General features: G+C 71.3%; 25 protein-coding genes. 9 read left to right on the top strand and 16 right to left on the bottom strand.

Features of this window, described 5'->3' with window-relative positions; genetic code table 11:
- The first annotated feature begins 11 nt into the window (after window positions 1-11).
- From Van01_RS05835 to Van01_RS05820, 4 genes are all read left to right on the top strand, one after another.
- Window positions 12-590 carry an AMIN-like domain-containing (lipo)protein gene (locus Van01_RS05835; protein ID WP_204001426.1) on the top strand — a complete coding sequence of 193 codons (579 nt, stop codon included), beginning with the start codon at window positions 12-14 and terminating at the stop codon, window positions 588-590.
- A 98-nt stretch (window positions 591-688) separates the two neighbouring features.
- Entirely contained in the window at window positions 689-1,369 is a 681-nt protein-coding gene (locus Van01_RS05830) for a response regulator (protein ID WP_204001424.1), read from the top strand.
- A gap of 12 nt (window positions 1,370-1,381) precedes the next feature.
- Window positions 1,382-2,797: an ATP-binding protein gene (locus Van01_RS05825; protein ID WP_204001421.1), complete on the top strand. Its 1,416-nt coding sequence runs from the start codon at window positions 1,382-1,384 to the stop codon at window positions 2,795-2,797.
- The gene (locus tag Van01_RS05820) at window positions 2,794-3,735 is read left to right on the top strand and encodes a Gmad2 immunoglobulin-like domain-containing protein (protein WP_239098882.1); all 942 of its coding nucleotides are present in this window, start codon (window positions 2,794-2,796) and stop codon (window positions 3,733-3,735) included. Before Van01_RS05825 ends, Van01_RS05820 begins: the two co-directional genes overlap by 4 nt.
- A 175-nt stretch (window positions 3,736-3,910) precedes the next feature.
- Here Van01_RS05820 and Van01_RS05815 read toward each other — a convergent pair whose 3' ends face one another.
- Window positions 3,911-4,990 (bottom strand): sigma-70 family RNA polymerase sigma factor, encoded by a 1,080-nt coding sequence (locus tag Van01_RS05815; RefSeq protein WP_239098881.1) that lies wholly within the window; start codon window positions 4,988-4,990, stop codon window positions 3,911-3,913.
- A gap of 120 nt (window positions 4,991-5,110) precedes the next feature.
- On the opposite strand from Van01_RS05815, the gene Van01_RS05810 reads away from it, so the two are divergent.
- Window positions 5,111-5,767 (top strand): maleylpyruvate isomerase family mycothiol-dependent enzyme, encoded by a 657-nt coding sequence (locus Van01_RS05810; RefSeq protein WP_204001415.1) that lies wholly within the window; start codon window positions 5,111-5,113, stop codon window positions 5,765-5,767.
- Window positions 5,768-5,872: 105 nt separating this feature from the next.
- The gene (locus Van01_RS05805) at window positions 5,873-6,706 is read left to right on the top strand and encodes an NPP1 family protein (RefSeq protein WP_204001412.1); all 834 of its coding nucleotides are present in this window, start codon (window positions 5,873-5,875) and stop codon (window positions 6,704-6,706) included.
- A 30-nt stretch (window positions 6,707-6,736) separates the two neighbouring features.
- Here the strand turns inward: Van01_RS05805 and Van01_RS05800 are convergent, their stop codons facing one another.
- Window positions 6,737-7,894, bottom strand: coding sequence for an FAD-dependent monooxygenase (locus Van01_RS05800; protein ID WP_204001409.1), 1,158 nt, complete (start codon window positions 7,892-7,894; stop codon window positions 6,737-6,739).
- Between the two features lie 86 nt (window positions 7,895-7,980).
- Between Van01_RS05800 and Van01_RS05795 the strand changes: the two genes are divergently transcribed.
- Together Van01_RS05795 and Van01_RS05790 are read left to right on the top strand one after the other, a co-directional pair.
- On the top strand, window positions 7,981-8,598 hold the full coding sequence (locus Van01_RS05795) for a TetR/AcrR family transcriptional regulator (protein ID WP_204001406.1): 618 nt from the start codon (window positions 7,981-7,983) through the stop codon (window positions 8,596-8,598).
- Window positions 8,599-8,608: 10 nt separating this feature from the next.
- Window positions 8,609-9,547 (top strand): alpha/beta hydrolase, encoded by a 939-nt coding sequence (locus tag Van01_RS05790; protein ID WP_204001403.1) that lies wholly within the window; start codon window positions 8,609-8,611, stop codon window positions 9,545-9,547.
- Here Van01_RS05790 and Van01_RS33740 read toward each other — a convergent pair.
- Window positions 9,445-10,665 (bottom strand): MFS transporter, encoded by a 1,221-nt coding sequence (locus Van01_RS33740; RefSeq protein WP_204001401.1) that lies wholly within the window; start codon window positions 10,663-10,665, stop codon window positions 9,445-9,447. The genes Van01_RS05790 and Van01_RS33740 overlap by 103 nt on opposite strands.
- A gap of 292 nt (window positions 10,666-10,957) precedes the next feature.
- Here Van01_RS33740 and Van01_RS05780 point away from each other — a divergent pair, with 292 nt between their 5' ends.
- A complete protein-coding gene (locus tag Van01_RS05780; protein WP_204001399.1) occupies window positions 10,958-11,881 on the top strand; it encodes a hypothetical protein in 924 nt (307 codons plus the stop codon).
- Here Van01_RS05780 and Van01_RS05775 read toward each other — a convergent pair.
- From Van01_RS05775 to Van01_RS05715, 13 genes are all read right to left on the bottom strand, one after another.
- The gene (locus tag Van01_RS05775; RefSeq protein WP_204001397.1) at window positions 11,853-13,052 is read right to left on the bottom strand and encodes an RtcB family protein; all 1,200 of its coding nucleotides are present in this window, start codon (window positions 13,050-13,052) and stop codon (window positions 11,853-11,855) included. The genes Van01_RS05780 and Van01_RS05775 overlap by 29 nt on opposite strands.
- A gap of 433 nt (window positions 13,053-13,485) precedes the next feature.
- A complete protein-coding gene (gene mnhG / locus Van01_RS05770) occupies window positions 13,486-13,863 on the bottom strand; it encodes a monovalent cation/H(+) antiporter subunit G (RefSeq protein WP_204001395.1) in 378 nt (125 codons plus the stop codon).
- Complete coding sequence (locus tag Van01_RS05765; RefSeq protein ID WP_204001393.1) at window positions 13,860-14,156, bottom strand: MrpF/PhaF family protein; 297 nt, start codon at window positions 14,154-14,156, stop codon at window positions 13,860-13,862. Before Van01_RS05765 ends, mnhG begins: the two co-directional genes overlap by 4 nt.
- Window positions 14,153-14,779, bottom strand: coding sequence for a Na+/H+ antiporter subunit E (locus Van01_RS05760; RefSeq protein WP_239098880.1), 627 nt, complete (start codon window positions 14,777-14,779; stop codon window positions 14,153-14,155). Before Van01_RS05760 ends, Van01_RS05765 begins: the two co-directional genes overlap by 4 nt.
- Window positions 14,776-16,350 carry a Na+/H+ antiporter subunit D gene (locus Van01_RS05755; protein ID WP_204001391.1) on the bottom strand — a complete coding sequence of 525 codons (1,575 nt, stop codon included), beginning with the start codon at window positions 16,348-16,350 and terminating at the stop codon, window positions 14,776-14,778. The genes Van01_RS05760 and Van01_RS05755 overlap by 4 nt, the downstream gene beginning before the upstream one ends.
- A complete protein-coding gene (locus Van01_RS05750) occupies window positions 16,347-16,811 on the bottom strand; it encodes a Na(+)/H(+) antiporter subunit C (RefSeq protein ID WP_204001387.1) in 465 nt (154 codons plus the stop codon). Before Van01_RS05750 ends, Van01_RS05755 begins: the two co-directional genes overlap by 4 nt.
- A complete protein-coding gene (locus Van01_RS05745; RefSeq protein WP_204001385.1) occupies window positions 16,808-19,630 on the bottom strand; it encodes a Na+/H+ antiporter subunit A in 2,823 nt (940 codons plus the stop codon). Before Van01_RS05745 ends, Van01_RS05750 begins: the two co-directional genes overlap by 4 nt.
- Before the next feature lie 117 nt (window positions 19,631-19,747).
- The gene (locus tag Van01_RS05740) at window positions 19,748-20,662 is read right to left on the bottom strand and encodes an ion transporter (RefSeq protein ID WP_239098879.1); all 915 of its coding nucleotides are present in this window, start codon (window positions 20,660-20,662) and stop codon (window positions 19,748-19,750) included.
- A 131-nt stretch (window positions 20,663-20,793) separates the two neighbouring features.
- Window positions 20,794-21,825: an extracellular catalytic domain type 2 short-chain-length polyhydroxyalkanoate depolymerase gene (locus Van01_RS05735; protein WP_204001381.1), complete on the bottom strand. Its 1,032-nt coding sequence runs from the start codon at window positions 21,823-21,825 to the stop codon at window positions 20,794-20,796.
- Window positions 21,826-22,003: 178 nt separating this feature from the next.
- On the bottom strand, window positions 22,004-22,792 hold the full coding sequence (locus Van01_RS05730; RefSeq protein WP_204001379.1) for a class I SAM-dependent methyltransferase: 789 nt from the start codon (window positions 22,790-22,792) through the stop codon (window positions 22,004-22,006).
- 135 nt (window positions 22,793-22,927) lie between these two features.
- Window positions 22,928-23,917, bottom strand: a complete 990-nt coding sequence (locus tag Van01_RS05725) for a putative endonuclease domain-containing protein (protein ID WP_204001377.1) — start codon at window positions 23,915-23,917, stop codon at window positions 22,928-22,930.
- Between the two features lie 136 nt (window positions 23,918-24,053).
- Entirely contained in the window at window positions 24,054-24,809 is a 756-nt protein-coding gene (locus tag Van01_RS05720; protein WP_275410267.1) for a M15 family metallopeptidase, read from the bottom strand.
- Window positions 24,810-24,910: 101 nt separating this feature from the next.
- The gene (locus tag Van01_RS05715; protein ID WP_239098877.1) at window positions 24,911-26,158 is read right to left on the bottom strand and encodes a D-alanyl-D-alanine carboxypeptidase family protein; all 1,248 of its coding nucleotides are present in this window, start codon (window positions 26,156-26,158) and stop codon (window positions 24,911-24,913) included.
- Between the last annotated feature and the right edge of the window lie 6 nt (window positions 26,159-26,164).

The following is a 26,164-nucleotide window of genomic DNA, read 5'->3' as shown; positions in this document are numbered from 1 at the left end:
AGGAGACGAGGATGCGGATCAGAAGGACAGTCACCACGCTGCTCGTGGCGCTCGCCACGCTGATCGCCGCGACGGCCACGGCCACGCCCACCACCGCCAAGCAGGCGGCGACCGGCTCACCGTACTGCGGGATCACCTGGGGCAGCGGCGACAAGACCGCCGGGGCGCTCAGCTCCGCACCGCTCATCGACGTCCGCACCGGCCGGCACGACTGCTACGACCGGGTGGTGTTCGAGTTCGACGGCCCGGTCACCGGCTACGCCGTCGGCTACGGCGAGACGTACACCGAGGGCGAGGGGTTGGCGCTGTCGCCCTACACCGCCGGCGACGCGCTGCTGCGGGTCTCGCTGCGCGCCCCCGCGTACGACGACGAGCACCTCGCGACGGTGCCGTACCGGACCGGCGAGCACGTGGCGAACGTGCTGCGCTACCAGACCCTGCGCGACGTGGTCTTCGGCGGCAGTTTCGAGGGCTACAGCACCTTCGCCGTCGGGGTCCGCGCCCGGCTGCCGTTCCGGGTGTTCGTCCTGGCCGGGCCCGGTGACCACAGCCGGATCGTGCTCGACGTGGCACACCAGTGGCAGGAATGACCGACCACTGCGGTGGGGGTCCGGCACCGGCCGGGCCCCCATCCCCGCCCGTCACGCCGAGCGACGGCCCGGCGTCCCGGGACTACCCTGGGTGCATCATGGACGGGCGTGTGCTGGTGGTCGAGGACGACGCCTCCATCCGGGAGGTCACCGCCCTCGGGCTGCGCCGAGCCGGTTTCCGGGTGGACACCGCCGCCGACGGCCGGCAGGCCCTGGCCGCCTGGCGGGCCGGGACCGTCGACCTGATCGTGCTCGACGTCATGCTGCCCGGCCTCGACGGGCTGGAGGTGTGTCGGGAGATCCGGCGCAGCAGCGCGGTGCCGATCCTCATGTTGACCGCCCGTACCGACACCATCGACGTGGTGGTCGGCCTCGAGTGCGGTGCCGACGACTACCTGCGTAAACCGTTCGACCTGCCCGAGTTGGTGGCCCGCGTCCGTTCGGTGCTGCGCCGGACCGTGGTGCCGCCCGAGCCCGGCCCGCTGCGGGTCGGCGGTCTGGAGATCGACCCTGGCGCCTTCGTGGCCCGCCGGGACGGTCGGGAACTGCCACTGACCACCACCGAGTTCCGGCTGCTGCTGGAGCTGGCCCGCCGGCCCGGGCAGGTGTTCACCCGCGAGCTGCTGCTGGATCGCGTCTGGAACCACAGCTATCTGGGTGACAGCCGGCTGGTCGACGTGGCGGTGCAGCGGCTGCGCACAAAGGTCGAGGCGGACCCGGGCAACCCCCAGCTGATCCGCACCGTGCGCGGCGCCGGGTACAAGTTCGTCGCCGGATGAGCGGGGGCGGCGATGGGCGACGGGCCGGCACGGGCGACGACGGCGGACGCACGGACCGTCCGACCGGGTCGGCTGCGCCGCCGACTGACAATCGCGTTCGTGCTCGTCGCCGGGATTTCCGCCGGGGTGCTCGCCGGCGGGTCGTACCTGCTGTTACGACAGGCCCGCTACGACGCGTCGCTGCACGCCGCCGCGGCCGACGCCCGGTACCGGTTGGTGCTGGCCGGACAGTTCCTGCCGCTGACCGAGCAGCGCCGCACCGAACTGCTCACCAGTTTCGAGGGCAGCGGTCGGCACGTGGTGCTGGTGGCCGGCGACACCTGGCCCTCGGACCCGGCGTACGCGCCGCCCCTGACCGAACGGCTGCGGAGCACCGTCGCGGCCGGGCAGCTCGGCTACCAGCGCAGCTCCCAGCCGACGCGGCTGCTCGTGGTGGGTGGACGGATACCCGGTTCGACTGTCGAGCTGTACGTCATCACCGACGAGGACGACCTCGCCGCCGGGCTGGAGCAGTTGCGCAACGCCCTCGCGGCCGGCTGGGTGCTTGTGGTGCTGCTCGCCGCCACTGTCGGGCACACCCTCGCCCGGCGCACCCTGGAACCTGTGGGCCGGGCCAGCCGGGCCGCTCGGGCCATCACCGAGGGTCTGCTCGCCACCCGGCTGCCGGTGGGCGAGCGGGACGAGTTCAGCGTCTGGGCGGCCTCGTTCAACGAGATGGCCGAGGCGTTGGAGTTGAAGATCACCGCCCTGCACCACGCACAGGAACGGGAGCGGCGGTTCACCGCCGATGTGGCGCACGAGCTGCGTACCCCGGTCACCGCTCTGGTGGGTGCGGCCTCGCTGCTGCGCGACCACCTCGACCAGTTGCCCGGTGACGCCCGGCGCGCCGGTGAGCTGCTGGTCAGCGACGTGGTCCGGCTGCGCCGCCTGGTGGAGGACCTGATGGAGATCTCCCGACTGGACGCCGGACGGGAGGCGGTGAGCGTGACCGACGTGGACGCACCGGCCCTGCTGCGGGCAGTCGTGGCCGCGCGCGGCTGGCCGGACCGGGTGACCGTCGACGGCGGTCCGCTGCGGCTTCGCAGCGACCCGCGCCGGCTGGAACGGGTGCTGGGAAATCTGATCGCCAACGCGGTGCAGCACGGCGGCGGTGAGGTCCGGGTACGGGCCGTCCGGTCCGGTGACCGGGTGCATTTCGATGTCGACGACCAGGGGCCCGGCATCCCGGCCGAGCACCTGCCCCGCCTGTTCGACAGGTTCCACAAGGTCGACCCGGCACGCTCGGGCGGCGGTAGCGGGCTCGGTCTGGCCATCGCCCGGGAGAACGCCCGGCTGCTCGGTGGCCGGTTGACCGTGCACAGCGCCCCCGGCACCGGCACCCGGTTCCGCCTCGACCTGCCCGACGTGGCGCCGGAGGATGCGCGGTGACCGGGCCCACCACCGCCTGGCGGTACCGGACCGTCCCGGGGCCCCAGCAAACTGAGCGGCGGCGGGTGACGGCGGCGTTCGCCGTGCTGCTGCTGGCGGCCGGCTGCGCGCCGTCGCGGTCCGGTTCGCTCGGGCCGGCACCGACCGCCCCCGCGCCTGCCTCCGCCACCACCAGCAGGTCGACAGCAGTCGCGCCGCCATCCACCACCACCTCGCCGACCGCCGGCAGTTCCACCCCCGCGCCGCCGACCACAGGCAGCGCGGCCACCGGCCGGCCGGAGACGCTCACCCTGGAGCTGTGGTACGTCCGCCAGGGGCAACTCGTGCCGACCCGGCGGACCCGACCCGCCACTGTGGCCACCTCCCGGCTGGCCCTGGCCGAGCTGGCCGCCGGGCCGACCCGGCGGGAGGCCGACGCCGGTCTGGTGACCCTGCTGCCCGACGGCGCCGAGGTGAGCCGGATAGTGTCCGGGGTCGCCAGCGTCCGGCTGGCCGCCGCGACCGACCCGGTCACCGCCCGGCTACGCCAGGCGCAGGTGGTCTACACCCTCACCCAGTTCCCCACCGTGCGCCGGGTCGACTTCGGCACCTCCGCGCCGGCCGGCCGCGCCGATCACGCCGACCTGCTGGCCCCGATCGTGGTCACCGCACCGGGCATCGGCGACCGGGTGACCAGCCCGGTCACCGTCACCGGCAGCGCCGACGTGTTCGAGGCGACGGTCAACGTCCGGGTGCTCGACGCCGCCGGACGCCAACTCGCCACCGGATTCACCACCGCCACCTGCGGCACCGGTTGCCGGGGCGGCTACCGGCTCACGCTGAGCTACCGGGTGTCCCGCGACCAGGCCGGCACGATCGAGGCGTACGAGGTGTCAGCCGTCGACGGCTCACCGGCGAAGGTGGTCGCCGTACCTGTGACGCTGACCGCGACGCGCTGAGGCGTGCTACCGATCCGGAGGGACGGATCGCCCTCCAGCCCGCCCACCGGGTCGACTCCGACGGCAGGCTGACCGCGCTCGTGCTCGGCATCATCGGCTGGACCGCGATCGCCCTGCTCGCCGGGGGGCGCGGTCACGTCCGCCGCCGAGCCGGCCGCCACGACACCCTGGTCATCTAGGAGCAGCGGCCAACAGCCGTTTCTCCGCCGACGCTGACCGGCAGGGCGAACCGGACGAAGTGGTCCTCGCCGACGAACGAGGTGATCCCGGCGACTCGGTCGCCACGCAGGGTCAGCACGGTGACCGACCAGCCGTGGTGGGTCCCGGTGCGGTCCTCGCCCAGATAGAAAGCGACGGCCGGCTGGCCGTTCGCGCTTGTCGGCAGGGATCGCCAGCTGGGGCAGCTGCCGAGCGGCACCTCGGTGGCGAAGTCGGCGACGGCGTCGAGTCCGGCGTACCACTGCGCCAGCGGTGGCATCGACCAGGTGACGTCCTCGGCCAGCAGCGCGACCAGGGCGTCCACGTCCCGGCGTTCGAACGCTGCGGCGAACGCCGTGACGAGCCGGCGCAACCGGTCGTCCCCGATCTCGCGCAGCGTCTGCTGCTGCGTCGCTGGCGGCACCCGCTCGGCGACCATCCTGCGGGCCCGTGCCAGCGCCGAGTTCACCGACGTGGTCGAGGTGTCCATCATCGCGGCGATCTCGGCGACGGAGTAGCCGAGGACATCGAAGAGCAGCAGCGCGGCGCGTTGATTGCCGGGCAGGTGTTGCAGGGCGGCGACGAAGGCGAGTTCGACGGCCTCCCGCTGCTCGTACCGGGCGTGCGGACCGAGCGGTCCCGTGGTGATCGCGATGTCCGGGTACGGGCCCAGCCAGGCCACCTCGGTCCGGGCGACACCGTCGGGTGGGACCCGGTCGCTGGCCGGTCCGAGATCGACGGGCAACGCGCGTCTGCGGCGGGTCGTTGCGGCATCCAGGCAGGTACGGGTGGCGATGGCGTAGAGCCACGACCGCAGGGATCCGCGCCCGGTGTGACGGCCGACTCCCCGCCAGGCCCGCAGCAACGCCTCCTGCAGGGCGTCGTCGGCGTCGTGCACGGAGCCGAGCATCCGGTAGCAGTGCACGTGCAACTCCCGGCGCAGCGGTGCCACCAGCCGGCCGAACGCGGCGTCGTCCCCCGCCCGAGCCCGGACGAGGTCCGGATCCTCGGCAGCGGGTGACGGGTCGCGGGTCCGCCCGGAAGAACTGTCGTTCACGAGCGACGATTCTGCCCGACGCCGGAAGTCTTCCTTTCGACATGCCACGACAGCCCCGTTCGCCGCGCCCCCTGACAGGCGGGCTCCGCGAAACGGCGGCCACGACAGGAGGCCCATCGCATGACCGAGTACATTCCGGCACTCGACCGCACCGGCGTCTGGGCGCTGGTCCACGCGGAACGGGCGGCGCTTGCCGACGATCTCGCCGTCCTGACCACCGACAGGTGGACCACACCGTCACTTTGCACGGGTCTGACGGTGCGCGAGGTTCTCGCACATCTCACCGCGGCGGCCAGCCTCAACCCCGTGCGCTGGATGCTCGGCGTGATCCGCTGCCGGTGGGACTTCGACCGACAGGTGCTCATGCGGCTCAACGAACATCTGGGCGACACCCCCGACGACACCCTCGCCGGGTTCCGCCGGATCATCACCAGCACCACCAAGCCACCCCTGCCGGTGCTGGCGATGCTCGGCGAGCAGATCGTGCACGGCCAGGACATCCGCCGCCCGCTGGGGCTGGACCGCGCGTACCCGATCGGGACCGTCACCCGGGTCGCCGAGTACTTCGCCGGCTCGGACCTCACCGTGCCGACCAGGACCCGGATCCGTGGGTTGCGCCTGGCGGCGACCGACGGACCCTTCACCACAGGCGCCGGGCCGCTGGTGTCCGGTGCCACGCTCGCCCTGACGATGGCGATGACCGGACGTCAGAGCTACTACGCGGAGCTGACCGGCGACGGTGTCCCGATCCTGCTCAGTCGCTGCGGCACGGCGTGATCCCAGGTCCGCGGGGTTCAACAGCTGTCCCGCACACCCACCGTTAATGAGCCGTCCTCATGTTTGGCGTTGACCCGGACGCCCCGGCGTGCGATATAGATAGCCATGGAACTCGCGTCCGCACCGCCCGCTCCCCCGCCGGCCAGCCCTCCCTCCGGCCGGCCGGCCAGGCCCTACCGGCGCTGGCCGGCCCGACTCGTCGCCGGGCTGGCCGCGCTGGGCGTCCTGGTCCCGGCGGCACCGGCCCACGCGAACTCACTGCCCAACCTGCCGCACAACGCCGGCGGCTACGAGTCGTCGTTCTCACCCGCCTACGACTACGACACCGACGGCTGCTACGCCGTCTCCGCGATCAGCCCGGACGGCACGATAAACGGTGGACTGAAGACCACCGGGGCGATAAACGGCAGCTGCCGCGACCGCTCCGATCTGGACATGTCGCAGACGTATGCCCGCTCCAGGTGCAACAACGGCTGGTGCGCGATCGTCTACGCCAGCTACTTCGAGAAGGACCAGGCCGTGCACGGCAGTGGCCTCGGCGGCCACCGGCACGACTGGGAGCACGTCATCTCCTGGGTCGACCAGGCGGCCAACCGGGTCGAGTACGTGAGCACCACGCAGCACAGCAGCCGACGCACCTACCCGCGCGCCCAGGTACGGTTCGACGGCACCCATCCGAAGGTCGTCTACCACAAGGACGGCGCGTCGACGCACTTCTTCCGGCTCGCCAACAACAACGACGAGCCGCCGGAGAACCACTACCACGTCTGGCACTACCCGCCGGTGGTGGACTGGCACGGCTGGCCCAGCACCGAGCTGCGCACCCGGTTGATGGACGCCAACTTCGGCGCGGCCACCATCAAGATCAAGGATGGCTCGTTCGAGTACCTGCTCAACGCCGCCAAGCCGGCCGGAATCCCCTTCGACCCGTACGGCTGAGCAACCGCACACCGGTACCGGCCGGACACCTCAGCGGTTCTGGCGTTCGATGCCGCGACGAACGAGGCCACGGATGCCGGGCAGGGTGACCGCCCGGATGGTGGCCTCGTTCAGCCAGACGTGCAGGCGGCTCGGTGGCGCGTACTGGTACATGCCCCGACGGGCGAGCGCCTGCCGTTTGACGACCTCGGAGCGGAGGCCGGCCTCCCACTGCGTCAGCGCCGACCGGATGTCGTCGCCGTGCCGATGCAGGGCGGTGCCGAGCTGGTCGGCACCGGCGAGCGCCAGGGCCGCGCCGTGCCCGGCGAAGAGGCTGACGCACCAGGCCGCGTCACCGAGCAGAACCGCCCGGCCGACGCCCCACTGCGGCAGGTCCACCTGGCTGACCCGGTCGAGGTAGGCGTTTGCCGGGTCAGCCTCCAGGTCACGGATCGCCTCGGGTACGCCACCCGCCAGATCTCCGAAGGCCGCCCGCAACGCGGGCACCGGCCCGCGTTCCAGTTCCCGGTCGGGGTCCGCGCAGCGGTAGGTGAAGAAGGCCGAGGACCGGCGCGGGCCCAGGTTGACGATCGCCGCCGTACGTCCGGGGCCGATGAACGTGGTGGCGGACGACGCGGACACGGCCTCGGGCGGACGGCTGAGCGGGAAGGCCGCCACCACGTACGGCAGGTCGACCCGATGACCGGAACCGAACAGCGCCGCCCGGGTCACGGAGTGCACACCATCGGCACCGACGAGCAGATCGACCTCCTCGGTGGTGCCGTCGCTGAGCGTGACCACCACCCGGTCGGCGTCCTGGTCCACGGACTCGACTGTGGTGCCGAAGCGGATCTCGGCCCGATCGCGTACCGCCTCGTAGAGCACGCTCTCCAGGTCGCCGCGGAACACCGTCAGGGTGCGGGGGCCCAGCGCGGCCTCGGCGACCACCGAGGGCACCGTGAGCTTCGGCCGACCGTCCGCTCGGACCAGCACGGTGGTGAACACGCCAAGCGTGTGCTCGGCGAGGGCGGGAACCAGACCGAGCCGCTCGACGGCGTCATAGCCCGCCCCGAGCAGGTTCACCAGGTAGCCGCCGCTGCGCCGGGCCGGGGCCCGTTCGACGACGATCGGCTGCCAACCGTCGCGTGCCATTCGCAGGGCGGTGGCGAGGCCGGCTATGCCGGCGCCGACGATCACCGTTCGCTTCATTCGGACCCCCGGGGTGAGGTATGAGCAGATGCTCAAACATGATGAGCGCATGTTCATCCGGTGCGCAAGTTGCGTAGACTGCCGACATGCCACGCGGAGTCGCCATCACCGAGCCCCGGCAGCACCTGTTCGCCGCCGCGGAACGCGTGATCGTGGCGGCCGGGCCCAGCCAGCTCACCAGCCGGGCCGTGACCCAGGCGGGCGGCGTCGCCACCGGGCTGCTCTTCGCCCACTTCGCCAGCTTCGACGACTTCCTGACCGGCTACGCGGTCGACCGGAGCTTCCAGATCGCCGCCGTAGCGGCCGGGCTCCCCGATCGGGCCGGCACCGGCACCGTCGACGCGAATCTCAGTGCGACGCTGCTCGCCACCCCGATGATCACGATGCTGGCCGTCACCCGGCTCTTCGCCTACCGGCCGACGCTCGTGGCAGCCGTCGAAGCGGTACTGGGCAGCGGCGGCGCCGCGCTGCGCGCCCTCGAACGCGCCGTCGTCGCCTACCTGGACGCCGAGCAGCGCATCGGACGACTGGCCGCACCCGCCGACACCGAGGCGCTGGCGCTGGCGGCGGTCGGAGTCCTGCACCACGTCGCCCTCACCGACGGGGAGAGCCCGGCGGCGGCCAGCCGCATCCGCCGCGCCATCACCACCCTGACGGCTGCCTCCACCGCGAATGCCGTTGCCCGGGATGACCACGGCTCGTAGCGTCACCGGGGTGACCGAGAAGGTGCCGTTCCGTCCGCTCGCCGTCGATCAGTCGGACGTCCGGTACCTGCACGGTCCGGACTCCCGTCGGCAGCCGGGCAGGCCGATCGGTCAGACCATCGAGTTCGGCTGGGATGACAGCAAGATCTACCCGGGCACGTCACGGAAGTTCTGGGTCCATCTGCCGGCCCGGTACGACCCCTCGCGGCCGGCGTCGCTTGTCGTGTTCCTGGACGGACAGTGGTACCTCGACCCGACCGGCGAGGTCCGTGGCGCGATAGTCCTGGACAACCTCATCCATCGCGGTGACATACCGGTCACCGTCGGCTTGTTCGTCGACCCCGGCATCCTCGTCGACGCCGAGCATCCGAAGAACCGCAACGTCGAGTACGACGCGTTCGACGACCGCCTCGCCACCTTCCTGCTGACCGAGATCATCCCGCAGGTCACGACGCGTTACTCGATCGCGGAGGATCCAGATCGGTGGGCCATCTGTGGCGGCAGCAGCGGCGGGAATGCCGCATTCACCGCGGCGTGGCTGCGCCCTGACAAGTTCCGACGGGTGCTGTGCTGCCTGTCCAGCTTCGTGCAGATGCCCGGCGGCAACCCGTACCCGGAGATCATCGCCACCGAGGCTCGCAGGCCACTACGTATCTTCATGCAGGCCGGTCATCGGGATCTGCACTGGAACGAGCCGCACCGGAACTGGCTTTCCCAGAACCTGCGCGTCGCGGCAGCCCTGGCCGAGGCCGGCTACGACTTCCGGCTCGTACTCGGTGACGGTGGGCACAGCCCCAACCACTGTGGCGTCCTCCTGCCCGACGCGCTGCGTTGGCTGTGGCGCCCTCAGGCCCGGTCCAGGGTCTGCTCGGGCGACGTCGACCGGACGTCGGGCGTCACGGCCAGCAGCAGTGCCGACCCGGCCGCGAAGACGGCCGCGCCGAGATAGACCGATCCCGGTGACGCGTACGTCAGCGACCAGCCGAACGCGACTCCGGCCGTGATCGGCACGACGGTTTCCGCCACGGCACCGATGCCGGCCAGCGCGCCCTGCACGGTGCCCTGTTCGTCGGCCCGGACAGCACGGGAGATCCACGACTGGGCGGCGGTACCCGCGAGCGAGCCGAGCACACCGACCGCGCACAGGAGATAGAGCAGCCACGGCACCGACACGAACGCGGTCGCCGTCAGCGAGACGCAGCCGAGGAGGCTGCCGGCCACCGCGGCGCGCTTGTCGCCCAGACGCCGCACCACCGGACCGACGGCTCGGGCCTGGTAGACCGCGCCGGCGAGCGCGGAGGTGGCCAGCACGACGCCGATCTGGGTGGTGCTGAAGGCGAACTTGTGGGTGAGGAAGAACGTCCAGGTCGACTGGTGCGTCATCCGGGCGACGTCGGCGCAGAATCGGGCACCGGCGAGGCGGCCGAGCACCGGCCGGCGCAGGACGGCGGCAACGGCGCTGACCGGGTTCGCCAGCCGCAGGGTCAGCGGCGTGTTCCGGTCGCCGGGACGTGACTCCGGCAGGACGAACCAGCCGTACGCGACATTGGCGAAGCAGAGCACGGCGGCGGCCACGAACGGCAGCCGTACGTCGACCGCGCCGAGCAGGCCCCCGAGGACCGGACCGGCGACGAAGCCGAGGCCGAATGCGGCGCCGATCAACCCGTACGCGTGCGCCCGCGATCCGGGTTCCGTGACGTCGGCGATGTAGGCGTTGACCACTGTGTACGTGCCTGCGCAGGCACCGGCGGCGGCGTGGAACACCAACAGGGTCCACGGGCTGGGCGACGCCGCGTGGGCCAACCAGTCGACGCCGAGGCAGGTCAACGACGCGAGCAGGACCGGACGACGGCCGTAGCGGTCGGACAGCCGGCCAAGCAGTGGCGAGACCACGAACTGCAGCAGGCCGTAGACGGAGCCGAGCAGGCCGGACCAGAAAACAGCGGCGGCGGGGTCCTCGGTGACCGAGGTCATCAGCGCCGGCACGATCGGCACGATCAGGCCGAGCCCGAGCATGTCGAGGAAGACGGTGCCGAGGAGGAAGGTGACGGCGGGCGCTCGGCGCATTGCGGCTCCTGAGTGTCGAGAGGGCAGGGCCCCCTCGCGACTCGCGGTCCGCCGAAAGTACGGAGGATCAGAATATGAGTGCTGTCAAACGGTTTTCGCCGCCGTCAGCCGTGACCGATGCCGCTCACGCTCCCTGGAGGTGATCGGTGGGCGACCGCTTTCCGTGGTGACCGATGATGGGTCCGTGGCCCGACATAAGCCCGGCAGAACGAACCTGCCCGCGTCGAGCGCGCAGGGGGCGTGGGAAGCACTGGTCCTCGAGGTCGCACAGCCGACCCGACCCGCTCTGCGGGTGGAAGCGACCGGAGCCGGCCTGCTCGTGCTGCGGCGCGGCGCCGCGATCGTGCTCCTGGCCAGCGTGGCTGACGACCGCTTCGGCGTGGCGTACGCGTGTGTCGGTCGGCACCGCCCGCCGGTTCCGCCGATCCGCGCGGCCCGGTCGGCGGCCTTCGGCACTGTCGACGCGGCCGACTCCTGGCAGGCGCGGTGGGCTCATTACTTCGCTACCGAGCTGGCCGGGACCGTCGAGGGGCCGCTACACGCGGGCCGCTGGGTGATCGGCGGCGACGTCGCGGGCCCGGACGTCGGCGCGGGACAGCGGCGGGCACCCGTGCCGCTGCCGCAGGACCAGGGCTGGATCGACTGGTTCAGTGGAGACCGGCACCGGCAGATCCTGCCGCTCCGCCCGCTGTCGAGCCCCGACGCCGGGCGGGTCAGGGCGTATCGGAAGCAGTTCCGGGAGGGCCTTCTCCCGCCGGTCCTGCTCTGGTGGATCAGCGGCCTCGACTGTCATGTCGTGCTGGACGGTCACGACCGGCTGGTCGCCGCGCTCGCCGAGGACGGACAGCCGCCGCTGCTCACGCTCTCCTTGACCAGCCGGCACCGGGTCGACGTCGACACGGACGCCGCCGTGCACCGCTACGCGGGGACCACCGAGGCCGTACGCCACCAGGTGGCCGCCGGTACGCCCGGCGCGGCGGAGGCCCTCGCCGCCGTGCACCGGCGTCTCGCCCGCGAGCTACGCACTGTCGGTGCCGGCTACGGCACGACCCGCGCCTGGCCCCTGCGGGGCGGCCCGGCGACCTGGCACCGGCTCGCCGCAGCGCATGCCCCGGGCTGGCACGCGGAAGTCGCACCGGCAGACGAGTACGGCCGGCGCCCGCCCCCCGACGGGCGCCGACCGCAGCTCAACCCTTCACGCAGATCACCTGCTTGAGGTGGGCGACCACCTCCACCAGTTCAGCCTGCTGCGCCATCACCTCGTTGATGTCCTTGTACGCCCCGGGGATCTCGTCCACCACCCCGGCGTCCTTGCGGCACTCCACACCCGACGTCTGCGCCGCCAGGTCCGCAGTGCTGTACGTCCGCTTCGCCTGGGCCCGGGACATCCGCCGGCCCGCCCCGTGCGAGGCCGAGCAGTAGCTCCAGTCGTTGCCCGAGCCACGGACGATGTACGAGCCGGTGCCCATCGAACCGGGGATGATGCCCAGGTCGCCGAGGCCGGCACGGATGGCACCCTTCCGCGTCACCAACACGTCCACCCCCTCGTAGGTCTCCTCCGCCACGTAGTTGTGGTGGCAGCTGATCGGATCGTCGTAGCTGACCTGCGGGAACCGTTCCCGCATCAGGTTCATCAGGACGGCGAGCATGACGGCGCGGTTGCGCCGTGCGTACTCCTGCGCCCACCACAGGTCACGGCGGTAGGCGTCCATCTCCGGCGTACCGGTGAGGAAGACCGCCAGGTCCCGGTCGGGCAGGTCGACGTTGTGCGGCAGCCGGCGGGCCACCGCCATGTGCCGCTCGGCCAGTTCCTTGCCGATGTTGCGCGATCCGGAGTGCAGCATCAGCCAGACCCGGCCGGCGTCGGCACCACCCTGCTCCAGGCAGACCTCGATGAAGTGATTGCCGCCACCGAGGGTGCCCAACTGCCGCCGGGCCCGCGTCTCCAGCTGCGCCACCCGCCGGTCGAGGTCGGTGAAGCGCCGCCAGAAGTCGACCCAGCCACGCTGTTCCAGCCCTCGGATCCGGCGCGGATCCACCGGCTCGTCGCGCTGGGCGAAGCCGACCGGGATGGCGTCCTCCACCGCCCGGCGCAGCCCGGCCAGGTCGTCGGGCAGGTCGGCCGCGGTGAGCGAGGTACGCACGGCCGACATGCCGCAGCCGATGTCGACTCCGACGGCGGCCGGCGAGACCGCCTCGCGCATCGCGATCACCGAACCGACTGTCGCGCCCTTGCCGAAGTGCACGTCCGGCATGACCGCGACACCCTGCACCCAGGGCAGCGCACCGATGTTGCGCAGTTGCCGTGCGGCCTGCGGCTCGATGCCGTACGGGTCGGTCCACACCCGTACCGGCGCCCGCGTCCCCGCGAGCAAGCTGAAGCCCATTGTGATCTTCTCCTGAGTTCCGCGGCGAAGCCCGCCGATCATGCACTTATGGTCGTTGATATGCGCCTTTTGTCCCGCTTACCAGGGACCACAACTGCATGATCGACGACCGCGGGTGAGCGGCGGGTGGTGAGAAAGAGAGGTGCGGGAGGCGGCCCGGGGTGGGGCGGCCTCCGACGTCGAGTTAGCGGCGGTGTGCCGATCGCCAGGCTGGCCGGCTGGCCATGGGAAGGGCCGGTCTGCCGGCGGGCGCGGCGTGACACCACGGGCATCGACCGACCTGGCTACGGTTCAGTTCTCGCACGGCATGCTCCTTCCCGGCTCCCGACGTGATCAACCTGATGCCGGAAAGGTTATGGACGAACGGCAGCGCCCGCAATGGATATTGACCGGGCGGCCGACGCCGCCCGGTCCACGACCGTCCCGGAGCGGTTCAGGCCGGCGCCGAGCTCTCCCGCTCGTCGGCGATACGGTCCAGGTGGTCGGCGAGTTCGTCGGTGACCAGCAGGTCGGTGCGGATGTCCTCGGTCGGGTACGCGGCCCGGCCGACCATGTGTGCCGCCACCGGGGCGGTGGCCAGGGAGAACGCGCCGACGAGCACCAGCGTGGTGATGTCCACCCCGGTACGCAGTCGCAACGCGCACCCGACAAGCACCAGCAACAGCCCGAGCACCTGCGGCTTGGCTGCCGCGTGCATCCGGGTGAGCAGGTCGGGGAAGCGCACCAGAGCCACCCCGGCGGCGAGGCTGAGCAGCGCCCCGGCGATCAGGAAGATCGAGGCCGCCACGTCGAGGACCACGTCGAGACTCACGTCTGGCTCCCGTCCGACGTGCTCGACGTGGACGCGTCGTGGCGTCGGGCGGCGAAGCGGGCGACGCTCACCGAGCCGACGAATCCGAGCACTGCCAGCACGACAAGCACCGGCAACGCGGTGGCGTCCCGGCTGTAGGCGGCCTCGGTGGCGATCGCGGCGACGATGACGGCCAGCAGCACGTCGGTGGCCACGGCCCGGTCGAGGATCGACGGCCCGCGGATGACCCTGGTGAGGGTGAGCCCACCGGCCACGGCGAGCAGCACGGTGACGGTCACGGCGACCGCTGTCATGCGGATGCCCCTTCCATGTCGGGCGGCGGCGGTTGGGCGTTGTCGCGGACCCGGCGCAGCTCGTCGGGTGAGCCGATGGCTTCGACGATGCGCGACTCCAGCTCCAGCACGCCGCGGCGGAACTGTTCGACCTCGTCCCGGCTGGCCACGTTGATCACGTGGATGTAGAGCGTGCCGGTCCGCCGGTCGGCCTCCAGGATCAGGCTGCCCGGCACGAGCGACAGCGCCTCCGCGGTGAGCGTGAGGTTGAGGTCGGTGTTGACCCGCAGTCGCACCGCGATGATCGCGCTCTGCGGAGTGTGGCCGACCCGCAGCGCCAGCCAGGCGACCTGGGCGGAGGCCACCACCAGGTCACGCAGGAACCGCAGCCAGAAGCGCAACATCGGCAGCGGGTGGATCCGGCCGGCGAAGGTGACCGGCGGCAGCGGGAAGACGGCCAACAGCACGGCGGCCACCACCAGGCCACTGATGATGTTGGCCCAGGAGAGGGTGCCCCAGAGCAACACCCAGACGGTCACCAGCGCGGTCACCGCGATGACCTGGTTACGTCGTCGGGCCGTGCGGCTCAGCGCGGGACGGAGCGGCTCGTTCGGCTCCGCCGGGGTCGTCGGGTCGGAACTCACGGCGCACCTCCCGGGAAGACGGCGTCGACGTACGGCGTGCGGCGCAGCAGGTCGTCGGCGGCGTCGGTGCTCAGGTCGAACAACGGGCCGGCGACGACTGTCAGCGCCAGACCGAGCACCACGAGCGCGAGCGTCGGCGCGATCATCAGCTTGGGCAGCACCGCTCCTGACTGCCCGCTGCCACCCCGGTCGGGCTCCATCGCGCCGTCGGTGCGGGCCGCCTGCTCGGCGTCGTCGCCGGACGGCATGTCCGCGTGCGGCGTCCGCCAGAAGGCCAGGTTCCACACCCGGGCGATGGCGTAGAGGGTGAGCAGGCTGGTGATCAGTCCACCGGCCACCAGGATCCAGGCCAGCACACCGCCGTCGTCGACGCCGGCCTGGATCAGGCCGAGTTTGCCGAGGAACCCGGAGAACGGCGGAATGCCGGCGAGGTTCAGCGCGGGCACGAAGAACAGCACGGCGAGCACAGGTGACAGTCGGGCCAGGCCACCGAGACGATCCAGCGCGGTGCTGCCGCCCCGCCGTTCGACCAGGCCGGCGGCGAGGAAGAGGGTGGTCTGGATGGTGATGTGGTGCACCACGTAGAAGATCGCCGCGGACAGGCCGAGCGACGAGGTGAGCCCCACCCCGAAGAGCATGTAGCCGATGTGGCTGATCAGTGTGAACGACAGCAACCGCTTGATGTCCGACTGGGCGACCGCGCCGAGGATGCCGACCACCATGGTCAGCACCGCCGTCACCAGCAGCAGGGTGGCGGTGCGTCCACCAGGGAACAGCAGCGTCTCGGTACGGATGATCGCGTACACGCCGACCTTTGTGAGCAGGCCGGCGAAGACCGCGGTGACCGGAGCCGGCGCCGTCGGATAGCTGTCGGGCAGCCAGGCCGACAGCGGGAAGACCGCCGCCTTGATGCCGAAGGCCAACAGCAGCATGCCCTGGAGGAGCAGGCGCAGGTCGTCGGGCAGGGTGTCCAGCCGGTCGACGAGTTGGGCCAGGTTGAGCGTGCCGGTCGAGGCGTAGACCAGGCCGATCGCGATCAGGAAGATCACCGAGGAGAGCAGGCTCACCACGACGTAGGTGGTGCCGGCGCGGATCCGGTTCTCGGTGCTGCCCAGGGTCAACAGGACGTAGCTGGCGACCAGCAGGATCTCGAAGCCGACGTAGAGATTGAACAGGTCACCGGAGAGGAACGCGTTGCACACACCTGCCGTCAACACCAGGTAGGTCGGGTGGTAGACCGACAACGGGGTCTCCTCGTGCCCGTCGGCCATACCCTGCCCGATCGAGTAGACGAGCACGCAGAGCGTCACCGAGGCCGAGACCACAAGCATCAACGCGGCAAGTTGGTCGGCGACCAGCACGATGCCCATCGGGGCGACCCAGCCACCGACCTCCACCACCAGCGGGCCGTGCAGACTCGACTGCACCAGCAGCGTCGCCGACACCGCCACGGTGGCGGTGAGCACGGTGAGGCTGACCCACCGCTGGGCGTGCGGACGGCCGAGCAGCAGCAGCGTCAGTGCCGCGCCGAGCAGCGGCATCACCACCGGCAGCGGAACAAGGTACGTCATCCGGCCCGCCCTGCTTCCACCACGTTGGCGACCGGTCGTGCGTCGGTCGACTCGTCGTCGTCGCCGGTGCCGCCTTCGATGTCGGCGGTGCCCGGTCCCTCGTCGCGTATCGCGAGATCCATGATCCGGCGGTCCTCGACGTCGTCCTGCACCTCGTCGTGCCCGTTGAGGTGCCAGCTGCGGTACGCCAGCGCGAGCAGGAACGCCGTCATGCCGAGGGTGATGACGATGGCGGTGAGGATCATCGCCTGGGGCAGCGGATCACTCATCTCCTCCGGAGCGGTGGTGCCGACGATCGGCGGCCCACCGGCCCGCCCACCGGTCAACAGCAGCAGATTGGCGCCGTTGCCGAGCAGGATGACTCCCATCAGCACCCGGGTGAGGCTGCGTTCCAGCAGCAGCGTCACCCCGGCGGCGACGAGCACACCGACCACGATCACGTAGGTGAGGTTGGGGCTCACACCAGCTCCCTTTCCCGGATCTCGGCACTCTCGGTCTCGCTCTGGCGGTCCATCTCCGCGCCGAGGCTGCGCAGGATGTCCAGCACCAGGCCGACGACTATCAGATACACGCCGACGTCGAAGAAGACCGACGTGACGAAATGGACATGCCCCAGCACCGGCAGGTGGAAGTCGAGCAGCGCGCTCTGCAGGAACTCGCCGCCGAGCAGCATCGCGCCCACGCCGGTGCCGACGGCGACGAACAGGCCGGCACCGAGCACCACACCTGCGTCGACGGGCGCCGCGCCGTTGAGTTCCGTACGGCCGCCGGCCAGGTAGCGCACGGCCAGCGCGAGACCGGCCACCAGACCGGCGGCGAAGCCACCGCCCGGGGCGTTGTGGCCGCTGAAGAGCAGGTAGATGGAGAAGATGACGATGGCGTGGAAGATCAGCCGGGTCACCACCTGGAGGATCACCGACTGTGCCCGGGTGGTGGCACCAGTGGTCAGCCAACGTGGGCGGTTGTACTCCGCCCGGCCGTCACCGGGAATGTCGGCCCGCCGGTGCAGGTCTCCCGCCCGACGGAAGATCAGGCTGGCCACGCCGGTGGCGGCCACCACCAGCACGGCGATCTCGCCCATCGTGTCCCAGGCCCGGATGTCGACGAGGGTCACGTTCACCACGTTCTTCCCACCACCGTACGAAACGGCTTCGTCGGGGAAGCCGACGGAGATCGGGATGGCCTGGCGGGCGCCTGTGGCGACGTACGCCATGCCGGCGGTGACCGCGCCGACTGCGACGCCGATCGCGACCCGACCGCGCCGGCTGGACCGGATCGGACGTTCCGAGAACTTGGCCGGCAGACGCCGCAGCACCAGGACGAACATGACGATGGTGACGGTCTCCACCAGGAACTGGGTCAACGCCAGGTCGGGTGCGCCGTGCAGGACGAACAGCAGCGCGGTGCCGTAGCCGGCGACGCCGACCAGGATCATCGCGGTGAGCCGGCGCAGCGCCCGGGCCGCCAGCACCGCCGCCACGATCACCACGGCGGCGGCGACCGCCTGTAGTGGGGTGTCCCAGACGTGGAACCGCTGCGGCCACGGTGCCCCGATCAGCAGCGCCCCACCGGGCAGCAGCACCAGTACCACAAGGATCACGCCGAGGTAGAACGGCAGCGAACCACGCTGGGTGGCACCGGTCAGCTCCACCGCCAGCCGGTCCACCGCACCGATGACCCGCGTGTAGACGGTGGCGCTGTCGAAGGGCAGCCGCAGCGTGGCGCGCACCCGCTCGCGGCGCATCAGGTGGAACAGCCCGGCACCGCCCGCCACCGCGAGCACCGACAGCCCGAGCGCCGGGGTCAGCCCGTGCCACAACGCCAGGTGGTAGCCGGGATCGGCACTGGAATACAGATCGGCGTACGGGGCGAGCAGCCGGTCCACCGCCGGGGCGAACAGGCCGGCCGCGGCCCCGGCGAGAGCCAGCACCGCCGCCGGGGCCAGGAACGGCCACGACACGGGTGCCATCTCGGTGGCGGGGACGTCCGGCTTACCGGCGAAAGCTCCCCAGAGGAACCGCAGCGTGTACGCGACGGTCAGCACCGAGCCCAGAAGCACCCCGACCAGCACCACCAGATCGGCCCCGCCGCCGTGCAGCAGCGCCTCGACGGCTGCCTCCTTGGCGACGAAACCGGCCATCGGCGGCAGACCTGCCATCGAGGCGGCGGCGAGCCCGGCCACCACGGCCAACGCCGGTGCCCGTCGACCCAACCCACTGAGTTCACGCAGGTCCCGGGTGCCGGCGGCGTGATCGATGAGCCCGACGGTGAGGAAAAGCGTGGCTTTGAACAGGGCGTGCGCGAGCACCATCGCCACACCTGCCAACGCGGTGTCGCGGGTACCGCCGCCGAGGATCACCATCAGCAGGCCGAGCTGGCTCACCGTGCCGTAGGCCAGCAGCAGCTTGAGATCGACCTGGCGCAGCGCCGCCCACCCACCGAGGAACATGGTGATCAGGCCGGCGATCAGCAGCACCGGCCGCCACGGGGTGACCTCGGCGAGCGCCGGGCCCATCAGGGCGACCAGGAACACGCCGCCTTTCACCATGGCGGCGGCGTGCAGGTACGCGCTGACCGGCGTCGGTGCCGCCATCGCCCCCGGCAGCCAGAAACTGAACGGGAAGATCGCCGACTTGCTGAGCGCGCCGAGCAGGATCAGCACCACGGCGACCGCGAGGTACCCGCCGCCGGGCAGGTTCCCGGCGATCTCGGACCAGCGGTAACTGCCGGCGTGCTGGCCGAGCATCACGAACCCGGCGAGCATCGCCAGGCCGCCAAGCGTCGTCACCAGCAGGGCCTGCATGGCGGCCCGCCGGCTGGCCCGTTTAGCCGGGTCACTACCGATCAGCAGGTACGAGAAGACGGTGGTCAGTTCCCAGAACACGTACAGCAGCAGGAGGTCGTCGGAGACCACCAGGCCGAGCATCGCGCCGGCGAAGGCCACGAAGACGGCGGCGAAGCGGCCGAGACCCGGATCGTCGTTTCGGAAGTAGCGGGCGCTGTAGGCCAGCACCAGCGCACCGACGCCACCGACCAGGGCGACCATCAGCCAGGACAGCGTGCCCATCCGGAGGGCGAGCCCCAACCCGAGTTGCGGCACCCACGTCACCGTCTCGACCACCGGTTCGCCGTCGCGGACCCCGGCGGTCTGGGTGAGCGCCCAGACCAGCGTCGCGCCCGGTGCCAGCGCCACCAGGTAGAGGGCGTTGCGTCCCCAGAGTCGCACCAGCGCCGGGGCGATCACAGCTGTCAGTGCATGGACCGCCACCAGAGCCAGCACACACCCTCCCCAAAGATCATCAGCCGGTGTAACGACCTTATCCGGTGACAGCCGTTATCCGCATCCGTCGTGATTCTGATCAAACGCGGACGCCGTCGGGTGTGCGGTCGACGGCGGTCAGTCCTTTCCGATACGCCGCAGCCGTCCGTCGTCGCGGTCTATGCGCAGTTCCCGTTCCAGCTCGACGATGAGCGTACGCAGGTCGTCGAGGCGTTGGCTGATCGCGATCCGGTCCACCTCGTCGGGCACGCCGTCCCCGTCGGAGTCGTAACCGGGGCCGAGCCCTTCGGTCATCTCCAGCCGGCGCGCCTCCTCCATCGAGTTGACGAAGACCGCGACCAGGATGTTGAGCAGCAGGTTGACGGTGATCACCACGTAGCTGCCGTAGTACAGCACCGTCCAGGGCGAGAACTCCATCCCCTGCTCGATGAGATCCGGCAGCGTCTCCAGGGACAGCAGCACGAACAGGGTCAACAGGGACCGTCCGATGTCCCCGTACTGCTCCGGATAGACCTCGCCGAAGATCAGCCAGCCGGCCATCCCGTAGACGTAGAGCGTCACCACGGCCAGCGCGAAGAAACCGCCGATACCGGGCAGGCTGCGCCACAATGCCGAGACGATCGTCCGCAGACCGGGTGAGAACCGCACCAACCGTACGATCCGCAGCACCCGGACCACCCGCAGCAGCGCCGAGTCGCCGTGCAGGCCGGGGATGAAGATGGCGGCGATCACCAGGAAGTCGAAGAGGTTCCAGCCGTGCCGGAAGAAGTCCTGCGGGCGGCGGCCGTACGCCAGGATCCGGACGGTGATCTCGGTGACGAAGACCACCCGGAACGCCCATTCCAGCGCGTGCAGCGCGGTGCCGGCCGGGCCCAGGTCGGGGTAGGTCTCCAGGCCGAGCACCACGCCGTTGGCGAGGATGACGACGACGATGACGATCTCGAAGGTGCGAGACGCGGCGAGCCGGGCGCAGAACTCGAAGAGCGCGGCAGCGCGGGTGGTGCGGGCCGACCCGCCTCGCGGAGCCGGCACGGGCCGACCCCTCATCGTGCGACCGGCCCCGGTGCGGACACCGGGGCCGGTGAGGCCACCCACCGTGCGTCGTCGGCGTGCTGACGTACGGCAATCATGGTCGACAGCCTACGGGGCGGCGCAGACGGGGATCAGCCGCCCAGTCGGCGCACCATGTTCATCACCGTCTCGACCTGCGCGCCGCCCTTGATCGGGTAGTTGGTGGCACCGAGGTAGCCCCACCAGTCCCAGCAACCGTTCGGGTTGCTGGGCACGGCGACGGCCTGGGGGTACAGCACGATCGTCGCGTTGGTGTCGGCATACTGGTTGAGGTTGGCCCGATCCACGAAGGCGGTGCCGACCCGGCTGTGGCCCTGGAGGCAACCGTGCAGCGCCACCAGCAGGCGGCAGGTCGCTCCCGAGGCGCAGGAGGACGGGACGTAGGCGAAGCCGTTGGCGTCCATGCTCAGGCCGTTGGCCCAGCCGCCCACCGCGAAGGTGTGCTGACTGAACCGCACGAGCGTGCCGCCGAGCGGCCCGGTGTTGGGCGGCTGCACCGACCCGAAGAGCTTGCGCAGGAAGGTCTGCTGCGGGTCGGTACCGCAGTCGTTGAGGTACGGTGCGGCAGTGGCCGTGCAGCCCACGGTGCCGTAGGGCGTGACCCAACCGTGCCCGGCGGCGGAGCCGCTGTCGTACTGGACGCTGGCGCCGAAGTGCTGCTGGTAGCGGACCAGGTCGTCGCTTACCGACCGCTTCACGGTGCCGTCGGATCCACCGTGGAACACGTAGACCGGTTCGCCGGACAGCCCGCTCACCGGGTCCACCCAGCCGTATCCGGCCCAGGTCCGGGTGTACGTCTGAAGTGCGCTCAGATACGTCGGGTAGATGTTGTCGCCGCAGCCGTACAGCGCCTGTGCGACGTTGTTCTGGGCGCAGTAGTAGGGGCCGGCGGCGAACAGCGCCGCACCCCTGATCCGCTGCGAGTATGCCACCTGGATCTGGTTGGCCAGGTAGGCGCCGGAGGAGACACCGGCGACATACACACCCGAGACGCGGTACGTCGACAGGCTCCCGGACACGGGGGCCTTGGTGTACGGGGTGCCGGCGGCGTGGGCGGGCGCCACCGGCGCGAGCAGCAGGGCCGCGACGGCGGCGGCGAGCAGTCGCGAGACAGGTCTGATCATGACGCTCCCTGGGGTCGGTGAGCGCCGGCTGTGGTGTCGGCGTACGGCGACGCTAGCGTGACATGCGTCACTGTCGACATGAGCGCGGCCCACACGTCACCGGGTCAAGCAGTGGTGCCGGTAGCTGTCCCGCGCCCTCCCCCGACGCCGCTGACCCGGCCGGCGAGCGCGATCGTGCTCAGTCGATAGCGCCGAACTGCGACCAGACTCGAACCCGCTCGGTGACGTCGTTCCGCCCACCGAGGGCGTCGCGGACCGCGGCGGTGAACGCGGCCCGCCCGGAGGCCGAGGGCAGCCGGTCGGCCGACATGGCGGAGAGGACACCACCGACCATGTCGTCGACGGTGAGTGGTGCGTCGTACTGCACCACCGACTCGGCGTACCGGTAGCCGGCCCGGACCAGGGCATCCCGGTTGAGCCGGCGGCCTGCCTCATCGGTCTGACAGGTGGCCCTGACCGGGTGCCCGAGGAACTGCTCCAGGCAGTCGCGCAGGGCCGTGGACCACTCGGCGTCCTGTGACCACAGGGGAGCACCGTTCGTGATCACGGCGACCCCGCCGCCGGGACGCAGCAGCGGCCGGGCGGCGGTGAACAGCGTGTCGCGGTCCATGAAGTGAACGGCGACGGCGACTGTCAGCGCGCCGACCGTCCGGCCACCGATGAGTCGGCCCAGCGCGGGCAGATCCCTGTCCGCGCCGAGTACCCACGTGACGTTGGCTCTCGCCGCGCTGAGGGCGGCCTCGCGGGCCTTGGCCAACATGTCCGGCTCGGGGTCCACGCCGATGACAGCGCCCACCCGCGCGGCGAGCGGAAGAGTCAGTTGGCCGGTGCCACAGCCGAGGTCGAGCACGGTGTCGTCGACACCGAGGCGGTACGCGGCGGCCAGGGCGTCGAGCACCTCGGGCGGGTAACCGCGCCGGTGCCTGGCGTAGTACGTCGCCACCTCACCGCTGAAATCCGCCCTCACCTCGCCAGCCTGCCCGCGACATCCGGCGGACCGCGAGCCATTCTGCCCAAGGCATAGCCCTCCCGTCCGACCGTCCGACCGTCCGACCGTCCGACCGTCCGACCGTCCGACCGTCCAGATCTTGGAAAGTTCCCGTCAGCGCGTAACGGGAACTGTCCAAGATTTCAGCCCTTTGTGGCGTCGGGGGTGCCAGCCGGCGGCCAAGAGGGCACGGCGAACGGTGTCGGCGACCTGTTCCGGGTGCGCCCGGACCAGCCATGCGGGAAACCGGAGGATGCGCTCCCCGGCGGTCCAGACGTCGTTCTGCCGCCGCATGTCCGCCGCCCACTGACGTACGTCCATGTGATGCGCGCCGTCGACCTCCGCGTGCACACCCCACTCCCGCCAGTACGCGTCCAACCAGCGTGTCCGGCCCGCCGCGTCGGTCCGTCGCCGTTGCAGGTCCGGCCGAGGGAGACCGGCCCGACGACAGAGCCGAACGAAATCGATCTCGCTCAGCGCCTCAGCGCCACCGGCAATGTCGTCGATGGTCTGCCGGATCAACAGCCGTCGGGGCGCGCGAGGCAGCACCTCCAACACGGCGGCCAGTTCCTCCGGCAACACCCGCCGCTGCTGACAGCCGGCAGCCAGCACCTCCTGCGCCACCCGCGGCGAGGACGCCCAGCTGGCCGCGTCAACCAGGGCCCGCGCGGTGGTCGTCCGGGGCGGACGACCAACCTGAAGATGCCCGGTGGGAAGAACCGATGTCCGGTGCACCACCACCGCGGCCATGTCGATCGGCAGCTGCCGCAGGATGGTCCGCCCAGCCCGACGCGACGCCGGCACGAGCACATGCAGCGGCTCGGACCGCAGGCCGCGTACCCCAGCCTCGGTCGCTGCCGTGGCACCCGCCAGGACCGCACCCGATCCAGCGGCGAGCACCGCCACCCACAGCTGCTGATCCCGGGTCAACCGGCCATTGCCGGCCAGCAGCAACCCGCGACTGATCGACCGCCACCGCCCAGAGCGCACCAGCCCACGCACCCTGCCCTCGGTCAGCACCGTACGAGCCTGCACGCTGGTGAGCACGCCAGCCTGCTCGAAGGCCAACCACTCCAACGCCCCAGCCGCATCATCGGGAACCACCCACCGAGGGTGGCCGCCCCGCCGGCACCACACCACCAGATCTTGGACAGAATCCGTTACGCTGACGGAAGCTGTCCAAGATCTCGCGTTGCTGCCGGATCAATCTCAGCTGATGCGATGAAGGAGCCTGGCGGCGTCAGTCGGCCGAGGAGCGGGTCACCGGCAGGTCGAAGCAGGTGTCCGGCCAGGGTTCGTCGCGGAGGCGGAAGTGCCACCACTCCCGGTCATAGCCGACGAAGCCCCCGTCGGTCATCAACTGTCGTAGCTGCCGCCGGTTCTCCCGGGCGGTGGGGCCGACGCGGTCCGAGTCGGTGTGCGACAGCGGGTCGAAGCAGTCGAACCCGGTACCCATGTCCACGCTGTTGTCGGCGAACCGCTGCGGACGCGGGGCGGTGCAGGCCACCAACGGCTGACCGGGTACGTAACGGGCCTGTTCGGGTGCCGGCATGTCGACAAGTGTGACGTCGACGGTGCTGCCCCGGCTGTGTGCGCTGGGCGCGCCAAGGTAGCCACGGTCCACCAGCTCCGCCTTGGCCACCCGAGGGTAGAACGCGGCTTTCATGGTGTCCTGCCCCGGCTGGCCGGCCCAGTTCAGGAAGTCGTCGGTGGCCCGCTGTGGGCGGTAGCAGTCGTACACCTTGAGGCTGCGGCCAGCGGCGAGTGCCGCGTCCTGGACCCCACGCAGCGCGTCGGCGGCGCGGGCGGTGAGCAGACACAACGGTTCCTGGTAGCCGTCGATGCGGCGACCGACGAAGTTGTGCCCGGTGGCGTACCGGATGTCGGTGAGAATCCTTTGATCCACATCGGACAGAGCGACGAAGCCCGGCCCCGACGGCGCCGACGGCGAGGACGGGGGGCGGGGTTCGTCGCGTCCACATCCAACGGCCGCCAGGACAACGCCGGCGACAGTCCCTACCAGCCACCGTCGACCGGCCGCCGGCCGCGGGTGCCGGTCGGCGCTGCCAGGCCGTCCGTGCTCCCGGGCCGCCGCGCTCACGGGGTGCGCGTCGGCCGTCCCGTCCCCCCGGCGGTACGGTGCCGCCACCTGCGGCGACCCACCAGAGCGCCCGCGAGCAGCGCCACACCGACGGCGAGACCGATCAGGGAGGCCGACCGCAGCCGGCCGGCGAAGGTCGCCGACCGCGCTGTCTCCGCCCCGGACGCACCGCCGGGCAGTGCCTGCGGGGGCACCGAGGCCGGTGGTGCCGAGGCGCTGGCCGCGCCCGGGCTCACCAGCACCCCGACCGAGGCGGCCGGGGGCAGTTCGAATCCCCAGTCGAGCAGGGCCGCGCCCTGCTGCCAGCCCCGCTTGTCGATCACGTCCGCGCCCAGCAGGGTGACCACGAGCCGCCGTCCGCCTCGCTCAGCGGCACCGACGTAGGTGTGCCGGGCCAGGTCGGTGTAGCCGGTCTTGCCGCCCAGCGCCCCGGGATAGTGGTAGAGCAGCTGGTTGTCGTTGTCGATGGTGAATCCCTTGGCCCGCTGCCTGGGCTGGGCCGGGATGGTCGCCTCCCGGGTGGCCACGTAGCTCCGGAAACGCGCGTCGGCGAAGCAGGCCCGGGTGATCAGGGCCAGGTCGTACGCGCTTGTGAACTGCCCGGGACCGTCCAGCCCGGAGGGAGTCGCCGCGTGGGTCTGGTACGCACCGAGCTGGCGGGCGTGCTCGTTCATCGCCCGCAGCCCGCCGGCCACGCCGTCCGCGCCGCCACCGAGGCGGGCCAGCGCGTTCGCCACCTCGTTCCCCGACCGCAGCAGCAGGCCCAGCCAGAGCGTGTCCACCCGGTACCTGCCGCCTTCCACAAGCCCCACCGCGGAACTTCCCGGTTCGATGTCGAGGTCACCGGCGGTGATGGTGACGACGTCGGCCGGGTCGAGTCTGGGCAGCATGGTCGCGGCCAGCAGCAGTTTCTGCACGCTGGCCGGGGTCGCGTACTCGTGTGGGCCGCAACCACCGAGCACCTCGCCGGTGTCCAGGTCGGCCACCAGCCACGACGTCGCCGCCACCTTCGGCGGCTTCGGTACCCCCGGAGGCACGACCAGACCGGACGTGGCCAGTCGAGGCCCGCCGACGGCCCGCTGCACGGGGTCCGGGGAGGGCGTCACAGGTGGTGTGGGACCGGGAGCCGGCGGCGCTGGGCGTGGGCACGGCACCGGCGCTGCCGCGGCGGCACCGGCGACGGGCACCAGTGGCGTGGCCAGCAGCACGGCAGCCACCGCCACCGTAAGTGCGGAAGCTCTCACAACAAG

The sequence above is a fragment of the Micromonospora andamanensis genome, from assembly GCF_016863495.1.
Classification (GTDB): Bacteria; Actinomycetota; Actinomycetes; order Mycobacteriales; family Micromonosporaceae; genus Micromonospora; species Micromonospora andamanensis.
This window is presented reverse-complemented; position numbering and strand designations above follow the sequence as displayed.